Source organism: Paenibacillus sp. FSL P2-0121, assembly GCF_037975345.1.
Classification (GTDB): Bacteria; Bacillota; Bacilli; order Paenibacillales; family Paenibacillaceae; genus Paenibacillus_AQ; species Paenibacillus_AQ odorifer.
In genome coordinates this window covers 3,887,699-3,906,437 of record NZ_CP150245.1, presented here as the reverse complement: position 1 = coordinate 3,906,437, position 18,739 = coordinate 3,887,699, and the positions used below count along the sequence as shown (strand labels likewise).

Genomic DNA, 18,739 nt, shown 5'->3' with positions numbered 1-18,739 from the left:
GCCTATTTTTACTCTTATATAGTTAGGCGCCTAATTATAGTTCGCTGAAATCAATCGTTGAACTATTTCAAAGAAGAAGGGAGCAAGTAAATGAACCAGATGAAAAACCCGAATCAGACAGATGATGTTTACAGCATCAAGGCTGTTGGTTCCAAGAAAAAGACTTTTGTACTATGGCGTGAAGTTGTAATGGCCTATGCTGCTCCTGCCATTATGGCAGGTATCGGGGGATTGGTTACTGCAGATAGGGGGCTTCAAATAGCGGCATTGACCACTATTGGCGGTGCATCCGCCTTGATGGCCTTGATGATTGGACTTTTGTTGCATAGTCGAGTGGGCCATTTGCGATGGGTCATCGGTGCACCTCACTTGGTTGTGGTAGGGGTATTCGCAATGGCCGGGTCCTCATTTGGGCTATACGCTGCATGGGTGACATCTGTTGTAGTAGAAATTATGATTCCGAGTAATCACTTGGTCTGGGTAAATCGTGTCTGGATCGATTTCCCGTTGTCTGGATTCATAGCGAGCACGATAGTGACATGGCGGTGGCGACTTGCCGTCACAACTGATTTTTCATCCAAAAGGAGAAGATAAAAATGATAGTTATTATGGGAGCAACAGGTACGATTGGAAGTGCGCTTTTGGAACGTTTGGTTGATCTTGGTGTACCTGTCAGGGCGCTGAGCAGAGAGCCAGAGAAGTTGCGTGATCAAATCGGAGAAAAAAGCCGATCAATTATCGAGGTCGCTTTTGTGGATGCTTCTGACCCTACATCGGTGCGCCGCGCGTTTACAGGTGCTAGCCAGCTCTTCCTTGCCATGTCCAACAGTCCAAGACAAATCGAATTGGAAACCTCAATCATTCAGATTGCCACCGAATCTGGAATCAAACATATCGTAAAAATATCCAGTCCAGCCTTTGAGCATAGCGCTCCAGTGGCAGTGGCGGGCTGGCATCAAGAAATTGAGAACACGTTGAGGGTATCGGGTATCACCCATACCGTATTGCGCCCTTATGCGTTCATGCAAAATTTAATGCGCTTTGCACCAACGATCACAACCCAAAATGTTTTCTTCGGCTCTATGGGCGTTTCACCGTGTAACTTTATTGACTGTCGCGATATTGCAGACGTTGCCGCAGAAGTTCTGACCAACGACAAGGTATCAGGCCATATATATACGCTTACTGGTTCGGAGATTTTCAGTTATCCCCAGATCGCGAGTCGACTATCTGCCCTGCTTAATCGGCCGATAAGTTACATCAACATGGACCCTCAAGTACTACTCCGTAATCTTATTGAGCATGGGAATCTGCCTCTTTGGCTCGCGAACCACGTTGTGGAAATTCAAACCATGTCTAGGATGGTGCCAGAAAGTCCAAATGACACTGTGAAGCGTTTACTCGGCAGAGATCCACGCACACTAGACGCCTTTCTACATGAGTGTGTAGATAATTTCCGGTAGAGGCAGAGTCCACCTATTCTGATATTTGTATCGATAACAGTATTTTATTCCGATTCCCATATCTAAATGGTTCAGAGTGTATCCCAAAGGTCATAAAATGACTGCCGGGATGCACTCTTTTTATTATGTCCTAAGGAACTCAACTCATAGAACTAGTTCTTCTATAGCATTTATATCAGCATTACAAGAAATAAGCTAAAATTCGTCAATAAGTTAGTGTTATTTACGAAATAACACTAAAAAAGCTAATAAAAAATTAACGAAAAATTCATATTATAAGATTAAGTTATATTAATAATAACTAGTTATGCTAACTAACGTAACATTTTTTCTTGACAATCTTTGTGGAAAATTTTAGAATGTAAGCGATTACTCTTAGTTTCCTGAGTGATATTCAAAAGAAGATATTCGTAAGTTCACCAACAAACATCGGAGTTTAAATTTAGGGGGGCAAAGCATGAAAAGGTGAAGGATAACATCATAGATAACAAGATAATAAAATGTTAGTTTTTTTGTTTCAAGACTATGTATGAGGGGGTTCACTTGAGGATGAAAAAAAAGAACGCGTTCTTAGCTCTACTTCTGTCATTTTCTTTGTTATCTGTGACTGCTTGCAGTAATTCCTCTAATAGTGCCAATGAGAACGGTAAAAATGCTGCAGGTAATAGCAATACTTCGGTAAAAGCAACCAGTGATGTGGGTCAAACGGCAGTTAAGAATGAGGGCGCTTCTGATCTTGAAATTAAAGCGGGAAGTTCGGTAACCGTTTTCAATCCAAAGATCCCGACGCTCGATCCTACACAATGGCAAGGACAAATTCTGGTAGGGCAAGGAACTTTGCTCGAAGGGCTTTATGGCTACAATCAGGATAATGAAATCGTTCCGAAAATTGCGACAGGTTATACCGTTTCCGATGACAAAAAAACTTGGACATTTACCCTCCGTAAAGATGCCAAATGGTCAAACGGCGATCCAGTAACCGCCCATGATTTTTATTTTTCTTATATGTATCAATTGGATCCAGCTAACACAACCGCACAACTTTGGCTAAGCGTACTTAATTTTGTGAAGAACGGATATGCATACCATGCCGGATCTGTAAGTAAAGAAGAAGTTGGTCTAAAAGTAGTTGATGATTACACGCTGGAAATTACGACCACGCTGCCTCACGCTATTCTGGGGGATATGGTTCTTTCCGGGTCGATGCCTATGAATCCTAAAGCGGTCGAAGCGAACCCTGGTAAGTGGTTTGAACCGGGGAATTTTGTGAGCAATGGCCCTTACATGGTTAAATCTTTTACACCTAACGGTGAACTCGTCATGGTGAGCAATCCGAATTATGTAGGTGCAGCCGGCCAGCTTAATCACGGCAATGTAGAGACCATCCATGTTCTTCCGGCGACAACCGTGCCGGTGGAGGATTATATGTCCGGCCATGCAGATGTCGTTCTAATCCAAAGCGCGTCTGATTTACAATACGTGAAGAAAACGGAGGAGCTAAAGTCCCAGCTGTATACTGCAGCGACTTATGCGATCAAATATTTGCTCTGGAGCAACCCGACAACGGAATCTCCATATGACAAAAAAGAGGTGCGCCAGGCTATCGCCAAAGCGATCCAGCGTAAACCGATCGTAGAATCGGTGCTGAACGGCATGGGCGGGGCGACCAATATCTTTGCTTCACCAGGTTGGCCAACGGAAAAACTGGAGCAAGGACTTCCGGAAGATCTCGAGGCAGCCAAACAATTATTGAAGGATGCTGGTTATGAAGGCGGTAAAGGTCTGCCAACCCTATCGTTGTATGTTGGGGTCAAGCAAGTAGATGCTCAGGGTGAACAAATCGCTTTGGCGTTAGGTCAATTACTGCAACAAAATCTTGGTATCAAAACAGAGCTAGTTCAGCTCAATGAGGCGCAGTTTAACGCTTATCAGTACAGCGGACCTCAGGGCGATGCAAAACCAGGCTTTATTCTGGCGTCGGGCGCAACCAACTGGAGTGAACCAGGAAGTTTGGACATGGGTGCAACGCAGCAACTATATTCCATAGGAACACTGGATGCCCCGCTAGAAGCTACGAAACAATTCGTGGATTGGACCAAGGAAACTTATTATAAACCGGCCATTGAAAAATATGGGGATCCGGATAATAAGAACGCCGGTGTGGAATGGAGCGAATGGGCAGCATTAGAAAAAGCTGCTAATGAGGATATCGCCTTTTTGGATAAATGGACAGCAGAGCAGCCTGCAGATTGGCAGCCTTATTTGAAACAACCGGGGCTTCCAACGGCCGCTGAACAATGGCAACAGATTGTAGACCTTTGGAAAAATGCTAAAAATAACGATGAAAAACATGCCGCCTTTGTAACCGCTTGGACCTTCGTAGCACCAAACGCGCCAGGTGGCAAGTTGAATCAAAATGCACTTGATGTACAGGTATATTACAACAGTTATCAATCTGATACCTTAAGAGATTTGAGAATGTGGCAAGCGCAATTCGTAAATGCGCTGACCGTCGAAGACGCTGCTCCTATCGCGGCTAAGGTAGTTAATAACCTGCTCGAAGAAGCTTATGCTGTTCCGTTGTATTATCAACAGCAATACTTCTTGGTAAAACCCGGCATTACAGGAGTGCAATCAAATCCTTGGGCATGGGGCAACTTCTATGGGCTACATCTTTTATCTGTAGAATAATCCTAAATGGGTTGAATAATTACCAATCACGGGCGCCAATTATGGTGCCCGTGAATCGGTAAAGGAGGGTCGGATTTGACCATATTGAAATTTATTTCAAAGCGCATTTTACAAATTATTATCACTTTAATCTTGGTCATTTCAGTTAGCTATACCATGATGTATTATTCACCTGGCGGTTTCATGAATACGAATACCATGGCTACGGCACTGGCTCCGCTGCAAGGGCAAAACCCTGTTCTCTATCAACAAGTCATGGACCAGTTTCAAAGCCGGTATGGTTTGAATTTACCGCTGTGGCAACAAATCATGAAGTATATTTGGCATCAATTAACCTTCGATTTCGGTAATTCGATGCAGAATCCGTCTTTGCAAATTGCGACTCAACTGAAGCAGGCTTTGCCGATCAGTACACTTTTGGCCTTTGGATCTGTTGTTCTTTCGGTAATTATCGGGGTTCCGCTTGGCATTATTGCAGCACTCAAACGTAACACTTGGATTGATTATGTGGTAAGCACCATCTCATTGACGGGTCAGGCTATTCCGGCATTTGTTCTCGCGGTGATTATGGTTTTGTTATTTGGTGTTGTGTTTCAAGGGATTCTGCCCGTAACGGGATGGGGTCACTGGAGGCAAGCAATTTTGCCGATTATTTGTTTATCTGCGGCGAATGTCGGTGTTGTTGCCAGATATATGCGGGGCAGTCTGATCGAAACCATGAGGTCGGATTTTATGCGAACCGCAAAAGCTAAGGGTGTCAAATATTGGCCGATGATTTTTAAGCATGGTGTCAAAAACTCGCTGACTGCGATGATAACCGTCATCGGACCACAATTTGCTTTTACCGTGATGGGCACGATCTGGGTGGAGCAAATTTTCGCCATTCCAGCGCTTGGTCAGGTGATGCAGACGGCATTTACCAGTTTCGACTATCCGCTCGCCATCACATCTGTATTTCTGCTGGGATCCATGATTATGATTATGAATTTACTCGTTGACATTATTTATGCCTTTATTGATCCGCGTGTCAGATTATAAGCGGCACAGACTATACGAACCTAGGAGGGGGAGCAATTGGCTGGCACAGTTGCAGCAACTCAATCGGATGTAGCTTTGAAGAGAAAAAAGAATCTTCAGAGATCCCAGTTTTATCAAGGTTGGAAGCGATTTAAAAGACATCGTCTTGCCGTTATTGGTTTGGTCTGGGTTATCCTTTTTTTGATCGCGGGGATCATTGGACCTTGGGTGGCCCCATATGACTATCGCACGGGAGATTTTTTGGCCATCAATCAAGGGCCGACCTGGCAGCATATTTTTGGTACGGATAATGTGGGGCATGACATGTTCAGCCAGATTCTGTTCAGTGTTCGAAGCGCTCTGATTATTGCTTTTGGCGCGACTTTGGTCAGCTTCATTATCGGGATTATATTGGGCTTGTGGGCCGGATTGCGCGGCGGAATCGCCGATATGATTATTATGCGTGCTGTGGATTTTATGATGACCTTGCCGGGGTTTTTGTTCGCCTTGATATTAGTCATTATGCTGGGACGTGGGTATTTATCTTTGATTCTAGCAATTGGAATTCCGGGTTGGGCGGGATATGCACGCTTGATCCGAAGTCTGGTCCTAAGTATGCGGGACGGGGAGATGGTAGAAGCGGCAAGAGCGTTAGGCGCATCTCAGGCGCATATTGCCAGACGGTATATGTTGCCGAATGTTATCGGCAGTATGGGTGTCTCTCTCGCCTTCGGGATTCCCGGTGATCTCATCCAGATTGCAGGCTTAAGTATTTTTGGCATGGGGCTTCGGCCGCCAATCCCTTCATTTGGGAGTATGATTGCTCAAGCCAGTGAGAATATTCTCGGCTTTCCATGGCTGCTGTATTTTCCGGCAGGTATCTTTGCAATAACCTTGCTTTCGTTTCTGTTTGTAGCAGACGGTCTCCAGGAAGCATTCAGTCCGAAAGGAGGCAATTAATATGGGTGAACCGCTACTTTCTATTGATGACCTTCATGTGAAGTTCTCCCGCAGTGAAGATGAAGTTTATGCCGTAAACGGCGTCAGTTTTTCGATCAATGAAAATGAATCCTTGGGGATTGTTGGTGAAAGTGGCTCCGGTAAGTCTGTTACATTGATGTCATCAATTGGGCTCATCCGTGAAAATGGAAAAATAACATCGGGGACAGCTCAGTTTAATGGTAAGGACTTACTTAAAATGCGTCCCAAACAATTAGAAGATATTCGTGGGCGTGACATCGGCGTTGTTTTTCAAGATCCGATGACCAGCTTGAACCCGATCATGCGTATCGGGGATCAAATAATGGAAGCCATGCTGACACATCAATATGCAAACCGGAAGGAAGCTTTTGACCGAACCATTCAGCTCTTGCATGAAATGGGGATTCCGGATCCTAAATCACGGTTTAAAAGTTATCCTCACGAATTTTCCGGTGGTATGCGCCAACGTATCATGATTGCTATTGCTTTGGCATGTGAACCGCAATTATTGATTGCCGATGAGCCAACAACCGCGCTTGATGTCACTGTGCAGATGCAGATTCTTGCACTATTGCAGGAATTACGCAGAAAACATGGGATGAGCGTAGTTATGGTAACGCATGATTTTGGCCTTGCGACCAACTTTTGTGACAAAATCATCGTGATGTACGGGGGCCAAATCATGGAGAAAGCCACTACGGACAAGTTCATAAGTGAGGCGGCGCATCCCTATTCACTTGGATTGAAACGCTCCATTATCGAAGTGGGCCACAAGGGAAAAGAAATAATGCCTATTCCAAAGACGGCAAAGACACTTACACAAACATTGACCGGCTGCCCATTTGCCGATCGTTGCTTCTATACAACTGAACGGTGTCAGAATGAAGTTCCCAAGCTTCGTGATTTTAGCACCGATCATCAGATCGCCTGCCATCATGCTGAGGAGGTCGCTTCCTGTGCCCAATAATCCGCTCTTGCGCGTAGAAAATGTCTCGAAAACTTTTCGTGTACAAGGAAAAAAGCTGCATGCCATCGAGAATGTTTCTTTTACCCTGGAAGCGGGGAAAACACTGGGGCTTGTTGGGGAAAGTGGCTCAGGAAAATCAACCTTAGGGCGAATGGTTCTGCGTCTACTCGAATCTGACAAAGGAAAGATATTTTTTGAGGACGTGGAGCTCTCAAAGGCAAATAAAGAGAAGCTGCGGGCGATGCGCCGGGATATGCAAATTATTTTCCAGGATCCCAAGGCGAGCCTCAGTCCGAGAATGACGGTAGGAGACGCTATTGAAGATGCAATGGCTATCCACAAAATCGGAACTAAAGTAAGCCGGCATGAGCGTGTGATCGAACTACTTGAGCGGGTCGGTTTGCCTTCTGAAGTCCAATACGCTTATCCGCATGAACTGTCAGGTGGACAATTGCAGCGGGTTGGGATTGCCAGAGCGTTGTCACTGAATCCCAAATTGCTCATTTGTGATGAACCGGTGTCCGCATTGGATGTATCTATTCAGGTTCAAGTCATTCAACTACTAAAGGATTTGCAGAAGGAGTTTAACCTGACTTATATCTTTATTTCGCATAATTTGGCAGTAGTGGAGTATTTGAGTGATGATATCGCGGTTCTTTATTTAGGAGAGGTGGTTGAGCAAGCTCCGGCGGATGAATTGTTCAAGAAACCTACGCATCCTTACACGCAGGTCCTGCTAAATTCGATTTTGAAGATTCCGGATAGTGTGGAACAGAAGCAGCAGATGGTATCGATTCAAGGCGAGGTGCCATCACCGCTTAATCCACCAAGTGGTTGCACTTTTCATCCGCGGTGTTCTTATGCCTCGGATGTATGTATGGCTGTCAAGCCTGAACGGAAAATCGTGTCAGAAGGCCATAGTGCCGTGTGTCATTTGGTAGAATAAGTAGTGGCTTAATTAAGTAATCAGCAGATGACTTCTGTATATCATAGAAGTCATCTTTTTTAATTCATACACACAAAAAAGCCCTGTAAGAAGGTCACTTTTTTCAAAGTGAACAGCTTATAGGGCGCAGTTTAAAGACTGATTACTGCTTGTCAATCGCTGCTGCTAACCCTTCATACGAAGAATCCTGAAGCAGCACTCCGTTCACCATAAATTTAGGAGTACCGTTGACTCCGTAGGAACCAGCGATCTTAAAGTCTTCTTTTACATCGAACATATAGGTATGATTCTTGAGATCTGTTTCAAATTGGGCGTAATCAATGCCCTCGATGTTATTCTTAACGAATTTTAAAATGAATTTCTGAGTGGCCCAAATTTGACTCTCATCGCCTTGATTAGCGTACAGCTTATGAAGGTATTCCCAGAACTTCTCGTTGCTTTGCTTGTAGATGGCTTCGCCGGCGCTAGCGGCAAGATAAGAGTCCCGGTCCAAAAATGCAAAGTTCATGAAGAAAAGTTCCACTTTTCCGGTATCTACGTAGTCTTTAATAAAAGTATCCAGATACTTTTCAGTCCACATTTTGCAGGCGGGACATTTGAAATCTGCGAATTCGATAACTTTAACTTTGGCATCAGGACTTCCAAGATGAGGTTGCTTCTCATATTTCAGCCCATCAACAACAATGCTTCCCTTTACGTCGGTGTAGTTGGGTAGATCTGCTGTATCATCAGTCTTATTGCTTAAGATGAAAACAATTACAGCGAGAAGGATTACAACAACGACACCTAATATCATGGGAAGCAAAGGTCTTTTGGTCTGAGATTGTTTAGCTGACACTTTCTTATTCATATCTCACCTCCTAGACAATATAGGAATACTATAAAAATAGTATAATCATCCAGTAGGTAGTGAAGATATGTCATTTGTAACAATGCTACGTAACGTTGTAGCTAGTTATTAGTTTTTGAATTTAGCGGCTGAGCGAATGACAGGGGGCACCTCGTGGATGGACGAAATAGTCATCACGGCTTGCTGCATCTCTTGCTCCAGCTCGATAAGGTTATAGCTCCATTCATTTTGCTGCTTCAGGTAAATACTGTTGATGCCTGCGGTAACTGCGGGAAGTACATCTGTACGTAACGAGTTGCCAATCATCCAGGTACGTTTGCGGTCAAAGCTTTGGGTAGCCAAAATATTTTCAAGCGCCTCAACATTTTTATGCTTCCGAATATAGATACGATCGTCAAAATAAGCATCCAGCTTCATTTGTTCAATTTTACGTTGCTGAATGGTGTCGTCCCCGCCAGTATACAAGAATAAATGGTGACCCTCTTGCTTCAGCGTATCGAGTGTTTCAACCATGCCAGGGTAAGCTTCAATTTCTTGGTCATAGACGCTTAGGCCGAGCTTGTGTAATTGCTGCTCTTGAAAGCGATCTGTCGGACGGTTATATTTGGCGCAGAAATAACGGTAGGTGGCGATTAAGGATTTGGGAAAGTTGTCGCTGGCCAGGCCACTTGTGTTGACGGTATCAACATCAATTTCTATTTGCTTGCTGCGTAATTCACTGGTGCTTGGACCAAATTCATTAAACCAATCAGTCATGAGCTCGAAATATTGCCCTAAAATTAAATCGAAATATTTGTTGCAATGAACCAGCGTATCATCTAGATCGAAAATTACTTGTTGAGTTGTGTATTTCATATCTCTCACTCCTTGGATCTGTATCTGTATAGTGTTCTATAGGTGAATATAAGATTCTAGAAACATTTGAAGCTCAGAAGCGCCGTCTGGACGGATACTGAAGCGCTCGTCTTGTTCCCCGCGAAGATGGATACGGAGTAAACCGGCTACGCGTAGGATCATTAGGTGATGCATAAGCATTTCTCTGGATTGATTTAGATCGGACTGCATCTCCCATAGAGATTTGGGTTCATGGGCGACATACCGAAGCAATCGGAGTCTGGTTGGATCTGACAGTGCCTTGGTCATGCGCAATAGCACCATCGGGGGTTCATTTTCATCTTCCAATGGCACATCTACAGGATACTGTACAATCACCATAGTTTTGTAGAAGCAGTAGGTGTTAATTGGTCGATTATGAACGGTAGGCAATAATACTATAGTCTTAAGATCCCGTATATCCTCGAAAACTACACCACCGGATGCATATTCAATTAAAGAAATAGGGTCCATTTTGCTTTCCAGCATTTTTTTCTCAGAGGCATCTTCAATTAATAACGGTAAAATCTTGTGTTCTACATGACGAAAATATTGCTCATACCAGAGTCTAAGAAGCGGACTATAGCTGCTCTTGATCCGGGAAGCTTCATCTATGGTGAAATCATGAATTAACGGTGCGATCTGCTGATAACACTCTTCTTTAGAAGCTGAATCCAGATCATCCAGGAAATGCAGCACTGATGTTGCGGGCCCCCGGCTGTAAACCCAAGCATATAACACATCATAATCTGTAAATGGCCACTCGGCAGCTTGCATGAGAGCTGTTACTTTATGAGGAGTAATGCGATCTTCCACATCACTAACCCAGTGGGGACCGAGGTCTAAATTGGAGATCCATTTTCTGGTTACATATATCATAAAACTGTCCAACAGTTCATAAACCGGCGATACGTCGATTTTTAATTCGTAATCCATGTAACATGCACCCCCAGAAATCCGTAACTTCTCATATTATCTCTTGTTTTGAAGAGGGTTGTCCACTATAATGTTCGGTGTTTGCCAATTGGCGTTAGATCACATCATTGTTTTTATTATAGGGGGATATCATCCGTGTCAGACCGGCTTAAAGTATCTATACGAAGTAATAGCAAAATGACTTTCATGATTCTTATTACCGCTACTATAGCCGCAGGGCTTAGCCAAGGGCTGTTGCTGCCTATTCTATCCATTCTTTTGGAGCAAAAAGGAGTCTCCTCGTCACTGAACGGATTGAATGCTGCTGCACTATACATAGGATCATTTGGAATGACCTTGATTGCTGAACGTGTTCTTGGAGCGGTTGGATTTAAAAAATTGATAGCTGGTGGGATTAGTTTAGTCTTAGTAAGCTTGCTCATGTTTCCCTTTTTTACAGGGATCAAGGTATGGTTTGTATTGCGTCTGCTTGTGGGTGTGGGCGATGCTGCGATTAATTACGGGGCCCAGCTTTGGGTTCTGCTTATGACACCTGCCGAGCATCGCGGGCGTAATCTTTCACTATATGGCATGTCCTATGGTCTGGGTTTTAGCTTGGGACCACTTGGGATTAGTCTGCTGCGTTATGGACAGGCCGTGCCTTTTATTGTTCTCGCATTTCTATTTTTGTTAGTCTTAATCCTTGTGACTACAATTCTGCCGGATTCCCGGCCAGATAAAGCGGAGAGTGGTGAAAGCCAGGTTCGCCGTTTCGGTCGTTGTTACAGCTTAGCCTGGTTCGCTTTAATTCCAGCCCTTTTATATGGCTTTATGGAAGCCAGCTTAAATAGCAGCTTTCCGGTATATGGTCTGCGTATCGGTTACAGCACAGATCAAATTGCAGCGTTATTGCCTTTTGCAGGGATCGGAGGACTACTTCTGCAGTTTCCATTAGGTCTGTGGAGCGACCGGTTTGGCCGCAAGCGGGTACTGATTATTGCCGGGATCGGAGGCGGGATCGCCTTTGCGATGTTGCCGCTGGCAGGTGATCATTTTACGTTGACAATGGTGCTTCTGATGATCGCAGGAGGACTAGTAGGTTCCTTTTTCTCTTTAGGTCTAAGTCTGGCTGCGGATATTTTACCAAGACATCTACTGCCTGCTGCCAATGTGGTTGCTTCTTTCCATTTTAGTATTGGCAGTATTATCGGCCCCGGCATTGGTGGTTTGTTGCTGCAAGTGGGCTTAAGCGGCGGTATTTTCGCCCTGATGGGTGGTTTATATATCGTGTTCGGCTTGCTGGGGTTATTATTCTCGCCACAACCTAGAAATTGAGGTAAGATAAGAACGAGTGCTCGCATGGAAATTGAACTCACATTCAGAGTACACTATAGATTATAGATGAAGACAGGGAGAGGCTGAACTATGATCACAGTTGAACACTTAGCCAAGGCAGTTGGGGAAGACAAAAATCCGGTCCTGCAGGATATAGGATTTCAATTAGAGTCGGGTGAGCTCGTAGCCATACTCGGAGCGAGTGGGAGCGGTAAGACCACTTTATTACGCTGTTTAGCGCTGCGAGAGAAGTGGGACAGAGGGAATTTTAGAGTGGACGGTACGGATATTATGGCGAGTGCCTTTTCCGGAAAAAGAAAAATTCGCCGGGAGTGGGCTTACCTGGAGCAGAATGCAGAGCTCAATCCTAACCGCACAGCGCTGAAAAACGTGCTGATCGGCCAGTCCGCACAGACGCCAATGTGGCGTATGGTTACAGGGATGGTTCGTTCAGATGATTATATGGGTGCGATGGATGAATTAGATGCCCTTGGACTTCTTGACAAAGCGAAGATGAAGACTAGCCAGCTAAGCGGTGGTGAACGTCAGCGTGTAGCGATTGCTAGAGCATTAACTCATGGTGCAAAAGTTATTCTAGCGGATGAACCGGTTACGGGTCTGGATCCCAAATCGGCAGAAAGTGTATTGGAAACTTTGCGCAGACTGTGTAAAGAGACGGGTCTTACCGTAGTGACGGTGCTGCCTATTGAACTGGCTGAACGTTTCGCTTCACGTATATGGGTACTAGAAGATGGACGAATTAAGCATGATATAAAGGGACGTAGATTAACGTCTCAGGAACGCGCGAATTTGTAAAGTTCGGACACGGATAAGGAAAAGAGTGATGAGGTTGAGTATAAAAAGTCTTAGGTGCCTGGCAGCTGCAACACTGTCGTTATCCGTACTTTCGGGTTGTACTTTCATCAGTGATCCCGTTTCGAAGATGAAAGCTCCGCAGCTGTCTGCTGACAAAGCAACACTTATGGCTGCTATTAATTCACATATTCCAGCGGGTACGGAGTTGATCCGTCCGGTTAATGATGAGAGCTCAATTTTCACAGAGGATCTTAATAACGACGGAATTATGGAGTCGTTGGTGTTCTATAGAACGCCAAGCGAAGCTGTAGAGATTCACGGGATGATCTTAGAGAAGCAAGGAGATGCCTGGGTCAAAAAGCTTGTTTTTGATGGGGATGGAACTATGCTGGAGTCCGTCGATCTGAAAGATATGACAGGTGACGGGAAGCTGAATATCATTACAGGTTATTCACGCGGGGAAGAAAAAGGCCTCGTCGTGTATAGCTATTCCAGCGGATCATTGGAAGAAGTGCTTTCACTTCCTTACACCAAATATATGCTTGATGATCTTAACAAGGATGGAATTGAAGACATCACCGTAGTTTATTTTAAAAGAAATGAATTTGCAACCATTTCGATCTATCAGTACAATGATGGCTTTAAGGTGCTCGATAAGATTGAGGATATCGATCCGTATTTTTTTAATTATTACAATATTGTCGCAGGAAAGATTGCCAAGGATAAAGAAGGAATCGTATTGGACGCTTCGGTGGATTTCCAATCCGCCTACAGTTTAATTGTTCTTATGGAGCATAACAAGCTGCGTGTGGTTTTGCCAGGTGATACGAGGACTTACAAAGATCGTCTGATTGCAAGCGAAGATATCGATCATGATGGCATTATTGAAGTTGGATTGCTTGAAGCGCCAAAAGGATGGGAGTATTTCGACCCCGCAGATATTCCTTATTTCACCTCCTATTATAAATGGGATGGAAAAGATGGCCTAACCTTTGCAGTCCAGCTATATCGTGATCCATCGGATCGCTTTACTATTAATTTTGATCCAGAGCTGCATGGAAAGGTAAGTATTGATACGAAATCTGTTCTGGATAAAAACCTTAAGTTCATCATGACTGATACCGGAGAGACTTTTGCTGAGGTTTCCTTCTTTTCTCCTTCGGAATGGGATAAGGCTAAGAATGAAGGCTGGGAGCTGCTTGGACGGGATTTAGATAAAGTCATCGGCTACCGTGGTGAGCTAGAACAAAGTACAACTAAAGAAGGAAGCAATAAGATTGCCTCCCCTATTGAAAGGAAGGGAATAGATGAGTAAAGTTCTGATATTGGAAGATGAAGAGTCCATTCGCAGTTTCATAGTCATTAATTTGAAGCGTAATGGTTTCGAAGTGCTGGAGGCTGCTGACGGGAATGAAGCATTGCATAAATTAACCACTATACCTGATATTGATATTGCGTTATTGGATGTTATGGTTCCCGGCATTGATGGATTTGAAGTTTGTAGACGGATTAGGGAGACTAATGAACGCTTGGGAATTATTTTTCTTACCGCCAAGGTTCAGGAGCAGGATAAAGTTTACGCTTTGTCCGTAGGTGCAGATGATCATGTTAGTAAGCCATTTAGCCCAACGGAGCTAATTGCGCGTATTCAATCTTTGCTGCGCCGTGTAAATGTGCATCGTGAACAGTCGGCCAAGGTTTCTTTTCATTCGGGGCCTTTCAGCTTGGATCTTATTACCAAACAATTCAAACGTGATAATGTAGCCATTGAACTGACGCCTACGGAGTTCTCTCTGATTCAATTCTTTCTTGAAAAAGAAAACACTCCACTTAGCCGCGATCTTCTGTTGGATCATGTGTGGGGCAAGGAGTATATGGGTGATCCCAAAATTGTAGATGTAAATATCCGGCGCTTACGCCAGAAGATTGAGAACAATCCTTCGGAGCCGGAATTTTTGCAGACTGTATGGGGGCACGGATATAGATGGAAAGGCCAAGGACAATGATTAAGAAGGGGATGCGCAGACAGATTGTTCTGCACTACATTCTTGTAGTTTTTTTGGCGCTTCTCCTCGTAGAAGTTATCTTCCTGCTGGCCATCAGAACATATTATTATGACAGTGTATACAGCAAGATTAAAAATCACATTTCTGTTTCAGAGTCGTTTTTTCAAAAGAACATGATACCCAGCGATAATAGCATCTATCTGCTACAAGAAGTACTGGAGAGGTTCTCATTGAGCAAGACGGAGCTGGAAATCTTATCGCTAAATGGGGATATCATCACTAGTTCCACTGGCTTTCAGCCGGATCGGACCATTACGACCAGTGATGTACCAGAAGCCGTTGGCGGCAGCGTTGGACGCTGGGTAGGGCGTCAGGCAGGCACGAATGAGAGCGTAATGGCGGTTTCCAAAATGCTGCAGATTCATGGACAGGATAAGTATGTCCTAAGGTATATTACTTCACTAGAAGAAATCAATAATGATTTGCTTAATCTTACCTTATTGTCTACTGCTATTGCTGCAGCTGTTATGGCTGTAGTTGTTGGGTTTAGCTTCGGATTGGCCAATTCGATTGTGAAGCCGCTGAATAATATTACGGCAGTTTCAGCCCAGATGGCCAAGGGGAGATTCAACGTACGGATTAAGGGAGACTATAAATTTGAGATTGGTGATTTGGCTTCAACGCTGAATTATATGGCTCAGGAGATTGTACGCAGTAATCAGATCAAGGATGATTTTATCTCGTCCATTTCTCACGAGCTGCGGACACCTCTTACAAGTATCAAGGGCTGGAGCGAAACCTTGGTTTCCGGCGGGTATGATCCGGAGGAGACAAAACTTGGAGTCAGCATCATCTCCAAAGAAAGTGAACGTCTGATTGGGCTGGTGGAGGAAATTCTCGACTTTTCTAAGCTGCAGCAGAACCAAATGAAGCTGTCGATTGGGGTTGTAGATGTAAAGGTGCTGCTACAAGAGACCATACTGAATGTTTGGGCTAAAGCGGAAAAGAAACGAATTCATCTGTTGCTGGAATGTGAAGATGCGATCTTTGTTAAAGGGGATGCCAATCGGCTAAAACAGGTATTCTTAAACTTGGTAGACAATGCAGTGAAGTTCTCACATGAAGATTCCAGTATTGAACTGTCAGCAAAGAGGCTGTCTGCTACAGAAACAGCGATTATGGTTCGAGACAGCGGGATAGGGATTAGTGAAGCACATATATCCAGAGTGAAGGACCGTTTCTTTCAAGTGGATGCACTTAATGGAGGAACAGGCTTGGGGTTAGCGATTTCACAGCAACTTGTAGAACTTCATAATGGGACACTTGATATGGTAAGTGAGCTTGGAAAAGGAACGGAAGTTACCGTCATCTTGCCTCTTACAGAACCACAGCCGGAAGTTATCACAGAAGAGGTAACTCAAGTGACAGCTACCTTTCCTGAATTAGATGATTGGGAGGCCTAACGTGAGATGGGGGTAACGAAGAATTCGATCCGTATAGTTCGTGGAGAGCCAGATCGGGTTAGCGACATCTTGAGGCTACTGCAAGAAGCGGCAGGATGGATGGAGCGTAACGGGATTAACCAATGGACACCCGGACAATTTAATGAGAGCGATATTGCAGGATATTTCGCTGACAGACATGTTTATTTAGCCCTTGACGATGGGGCTGTAGTTGGCATGTTCACGTTGCAATTCAGTGATCCACAGTACTGGGGCAGTAAAAATGATGAGTCCTACGCTTATTTGCACCGATTGGCTGTGAAAGACTCCCACCGCGGCCGAGGACTTGGACAGCAAATGCTTAAATATGCAGCAGTTCTAGCCAAAGATCTAGGCTGTAATAGTCTTAGGTTTGACACTGTGGCACATAACATTAAGCTTAATCGTTATTATCAGAGCATGGGTTTTCACTACATGGGCACTAACGATATGGGAAATGGTCGTTTAGTGAACTTATATGAACATTTTGAGGAAGGTGCTGAGTCAGACCGTCTGATCCTAAGGTTTATATCGGAATCTGATTTTGAACACTTAAAGCGCTGGAGTGTTTCTCCAGAGTATCTGAAGCAGTGGGCAGGACCTTCGTTAACTTATCCCTTAGATGATGAGCAGCTTGTTAAATACTTAAAGGATGCTAATCATCCAGGCTTATCCGATCGCCTTATCTTCTGTGCAATTCAAGAAGCTACGCAGCAGGTAGTGGGCCATATTAGCTTTTCAGTCATTGACCGGGTTAATCGTTCTGCACGTATCGGCAGGGTAGTAGTAGATCCTGAGTTTCAAGGTAAAGGCATTGGCAAACGTATGATGCAAGAAATGCTTCGAATCGGATTTGAAGGTCTGGACCTGCATCGTCTGTCTCTGGGTGCTTTCGATTTCAATACGGCTGCCCTGAAAGCTTATGAAGCTGTTGGCTTTAAGCGGGAGGGTGTTCAACGTGAGTCTGCTTTATTCGGTGAGCAATATGTAGATTGTGTGGAAATGAGCATATTAGATAGAGAATGGACGGCTAGCCGTAATTCATAAAATCACTAATTCTTTACAACCGAAGGGGCTGTTGCTCTGGTCATGATCGACCAGGACAACAGCCCCTTTTTATATAAAGTATTTTTCTATATAATGGTTGTTATGAAGGAAGAACTTCACGCAAACGTCCTGTCTTCTCATACACATCCTGAAACAGACGGGAAGGTTGGTTTCGGACCGCCGGCTTGGCAGCCACAGTCTCATGTGGTCCAACGACAACGATATTATTTATGCTTCCCTTGATGACTGCTCCATCCTTAATGATTGCCCCTTCACCAATAATGGCATTCTCAATCAGCACTCCACGGCCAATGCGAACTCCAGGCATAATAACACTTTGTTTGATCTGGCTCATCTTACCGATTTCTACCCCATTAAAGACTACAGAACGTTGTAGACTACCTTCTTGGGAGCAGGATTCATTCACGAGAGAGTCCGTTGCTGGGTTCTGTACACGTGGTTTATGAACTGCAAGCTTAGTCCGGCGAACCCGACTATACATAGGCCAATGAGTCTTGTCTAACTTCATGCCATTGTCTTTTTGCAGAAGGTCCATATGTGCTTCCCAGAGACTGCCGACTGTACCTACATCTCTCCAGTAACCCTTGAAACGGTAAGCGAATAAATCATCGTTCTGATCCAGCATGGTAGGAATTACGTCTTTGCCAAAGTCATGACTGGAATTAGGATTAGCTGCATCCCGCAACAAGTGTTCCTTCAGATAAGCCCACTCGAACAGGTAGATACCCATTGAAGCAAGATTACTTTTTGGTACTTTAGGTTTTTCCGCAAATTCGGAAATTTTCAGATCATCGTTTACGTTCATTACTCCAAAACGACTAGCCTCATCCCAAGGAACCTCCATTACGGAGATGGTTGCTTTTGCTCCTTTTTCAATATGATAATTCAGCATCTTACGGTAATTCATATGGTAAATATGGTCACCGGATAGAATGAGCACATGTTCTGGGTTGCGGCTATCAATAAAGTCAATGTTTTTATAAATCGCATCAGCAGTCCCTGTATAACTGTCTCTGCCCTCAACACCTGAAGGAAGCAGTGTGACACCTTTATCCTTTTGACTAACTAAGCCCCAAGGCTCACCTTCACCGATATGATTATGCAAAGAGTCAGCTTCGTATTGTGTTAGAACACCTACTGTATCAATGTTCGAATTTACACAGTTACTTAGCGGGAAATCAATAATTTTATACTGTCCACCGAAAGGGACTGCAGGCTTAGCCATACTGGAAGTCAAGGGAGCCAATCTGCGGCCTTCCCCTCCTGCCAATAACATGGCGATACAATCTTTTTTGTTGTTCATTTGTTATCCCTCCCATTATTTTGTCAA

The 18,739-nt window shown here is 44.2% G+C and carries 17 protein-coding genes; 13 read left to right on the top strand and 4 right to left on the bottom strand.

All coding sequences use genetic code 11. The features are described from left to right. Window positions 1-90 precede the first annotated feature (90 nt). From MKY54_RS17305 to MKY54_RS17275, 7 genes are all read left to right on the top strand, one after another. On the top strand, window positions 91-594 hold the full coding sequence (locus MKY54_RS17305) for a hypothetical protein (protein ID WP_179089435.1): 504 nt from the start codon (window positions 91-93) through the stop codon (window positions 592-594). A 2-nt stretch (window positions 595-596) separates the two neighbouring features. Then, complete coding sequence (locus MKY54_RS17300; protein ID WP_339187274.1) at window positions 597-1,463, top strand: SDR family oxidoreductase; 867 nt, start codon at window positions 597-599, stop codon at window positions 1,461-1,463. A gap of 549 nt (window positions 1,464-2,012) precedes the next feature. Beyond that, complete coding sequence (locus MKY54_RS17295; RefSeq protein ID WP_076302598.1) at window positions 2,013-4,154, top strand: peptide ABC transporter substrate-binding protein; 2,142 nt, start codon at window positions 2,013-2,015, stop codon at window positions 4,152-4,154. Window positions 4,155-4,229: 75 nt separating this feature from the next. Beyond that, complete coding sequence (locus MKY54_RS17290; RefSeq protein ID WP_036687660.1) at window positions 4,230-5,192, top strand: ABC transporter permease; 963 nt, start codon at window positions 4,230-4,232, stop codon at window positions 5,190-5,192. A gap of 36 nt (window positions 5,193-5,228) precedes the next feature. Continuing rightward, window positions 5,229-6,131 carry an ABC transporter permease gene (locus MKY54_RS17285; protein ID WP_081383373.1) on the top strand — a complete coding sequence of 301 codons (903 nt, stop codon included), beginning with the start codon at window positions 5,229-5,231 and terminating at the stop codon, window positions 6,129-6,131. A gap of 1 nt (window position 6,132) precedes the next feature. Beyond that, complete coding sequence (locus MKY54_RS17280; RefSeq protein ID WP_339187272.1) at window positions 6,133-7,119, top strand: ABC transporter ATP-binding protein; 987 nt, start codon at window positions 6,133-6,135, stop codon at window positions 7,117-7,119. Then, window positions 7,109-8,065, top strand: coding sequence for an ABC transporter ATP-binding protein (locus MKY54_RS17275; protein WP_076184417.1), 957 nt, complete (start codon window positions 7,109-7,111; stop codon window positions 8,063-8,065). The genes MKY54_RS17280 and MKY54_RS17275 overlap by 11 nt, the downstream gene beginning before the upstream one ends. A 142-nt stretch (window positions 8,066-8,207) precedes the next feature. Here the strand turns inward: MKY54_RS17275 and MKY54_RS17270 are convergent, their stop codons facing one another. The 3 genes from MKY54_RS17270 to MKY54_RS17260 form a co-directional block, all read right to left on the bottom strand. After that, window positions 8,208-8,915 carry a DsbA family protein gene (locus MKY54_RS17270; protein ID WP_076218221.1) on the bottom strand — a complete coding sequence of 236 codons (708 nt, stop codon included), beginning with the start codon at window positions 8,913-8,915 and terminating at the stop codon, window positions 8,208-8,210. Window positions 8,916-9,023: 108 nt separating this feature from the next. After that, entirely contained in the window at window positions 9,024-9,770 is a 747-nt protein-coding gene (locus MKY54_RS17265; RefSeq protein ID WP_076098782.1) for an HAD hydrolase-like protein, read from the bottom strand. Between the two features lie 36 nt (window positions 9,771-9,806). After that, a complete protein-coding gene (locus MKY54_RS17260; RefSeq protein ID WP_339187266.1) occupies window positions 9,807-10,724 on the bottom strand; it encodes a helix-turn-helix domain-containing protein in 918 nt (305 codons plus the stop codon). Window positions 10,725-10,883: 159 nt separating this feature from the next. On the opposite strand from MKY54_RS17260, the gene MKY54_RS17255 reads away from it, so the two are divergent. The 6 genes from MKY54_RS17255 to MKY54_RS17230 all read left to right on the top strand — a co-directional run bounded on the left by MKY54_RS17255 (window position 10,884) and on the right by MKY54_RS17230 (window position 17,388). Then, window positions 10,884-12,038, top strand: a complete 1,155-nt coding sequence (locus MKY54_RS17255) for an MFS transporter (RefSeq protein ID WP_076130060.1) — start codon at window positions 10,884-10,886, stop codon at window positions 12,036-12,038. A gap of 90 nt (window positions 12,039-12,128) precedes the next feature. Then, the gene (locus MKY54_RS17250) at window positions 12,129-12,854 is read left to right on the top strand and encodes an ATP-binding cassette domain-containing protein (RefSeq protein ID WP_339187264.1); all 726 of its coding nucleotides are present in this window, start codon (window positions 12,129-12,131) and stop codon (window positions 12,852-12,854) included. Window positions 12,855-12,888: 34 nt separating this feature from the next. Continuing rightward, window positions 12,889-14,169, top strand: coding sequence for a hypothetical protein (locus MKY54_RS17245; RefSeq protein WP_248548717.1), 1,281 nt, complete (start codon window positions 12,889-12,891; stop codon window positions 14,167-14,169). Next, on the top strand, window positions 14,162-14,860 hold the full coding sequence (locus MKY54_RS17240) for a response regulator transcription factor (protein ID WP_036687642.1): 699 nt from the start codon (window positions 14,162-14,164) through the stop codon (window positions 14,858-14,860). The genes MKY54_RS17245 and MKY54_RS17240 overlap by 8 nt, the downstream gene beginning before the upstream one ends. After that, window positions 14,857-16,323, top strand: coding sequence for a HAMP domain-containing sensor histidine kinase (locus MKY54_RS17235; protein WP_175618929.1), 1,467 nt, complete (start codon window positions 14,857-14,859; stop codon window positions 16,321-16,323). The genes MKY54_RS17240 and MKY54_RS17235 overlap by 4 nt, the downstream gene beginning before the upstream one ends. A gap of 6 nt (window positions 16,324-16,329) precedes the next feature. Next, window positions 16,330-17,388: a GNAT family N-acetyltransferase gene (locus MKY54_RS17230; protein WP_339187261.1), complete on the top strand. Its 1,059-nt coding sequence runs from the start codon at window positions 16,330-16,332 to the stop codon at window positions 17,386-17,388. Between the two features lie 100 nt (window positions 17,389-17,488). Here MKY54_RS17230 and MKY54_RS17225 read toward each other — a convergent pair whose 3' ends face one another. Continuing rightward, window positions 17,489-18,712, bottom strand: a complete 1,224-nt coding sequence (locus MKY54_RS17225) for a glucose-1-phosphate adenylyltransferase (RefSeq protein WP_076130041.1) — start codon at window positions 18,710-18,712, stop codon at window positions 17,489-17,491. Window positions 18,713-18,739: the final 27 nt, after the last annotated feature.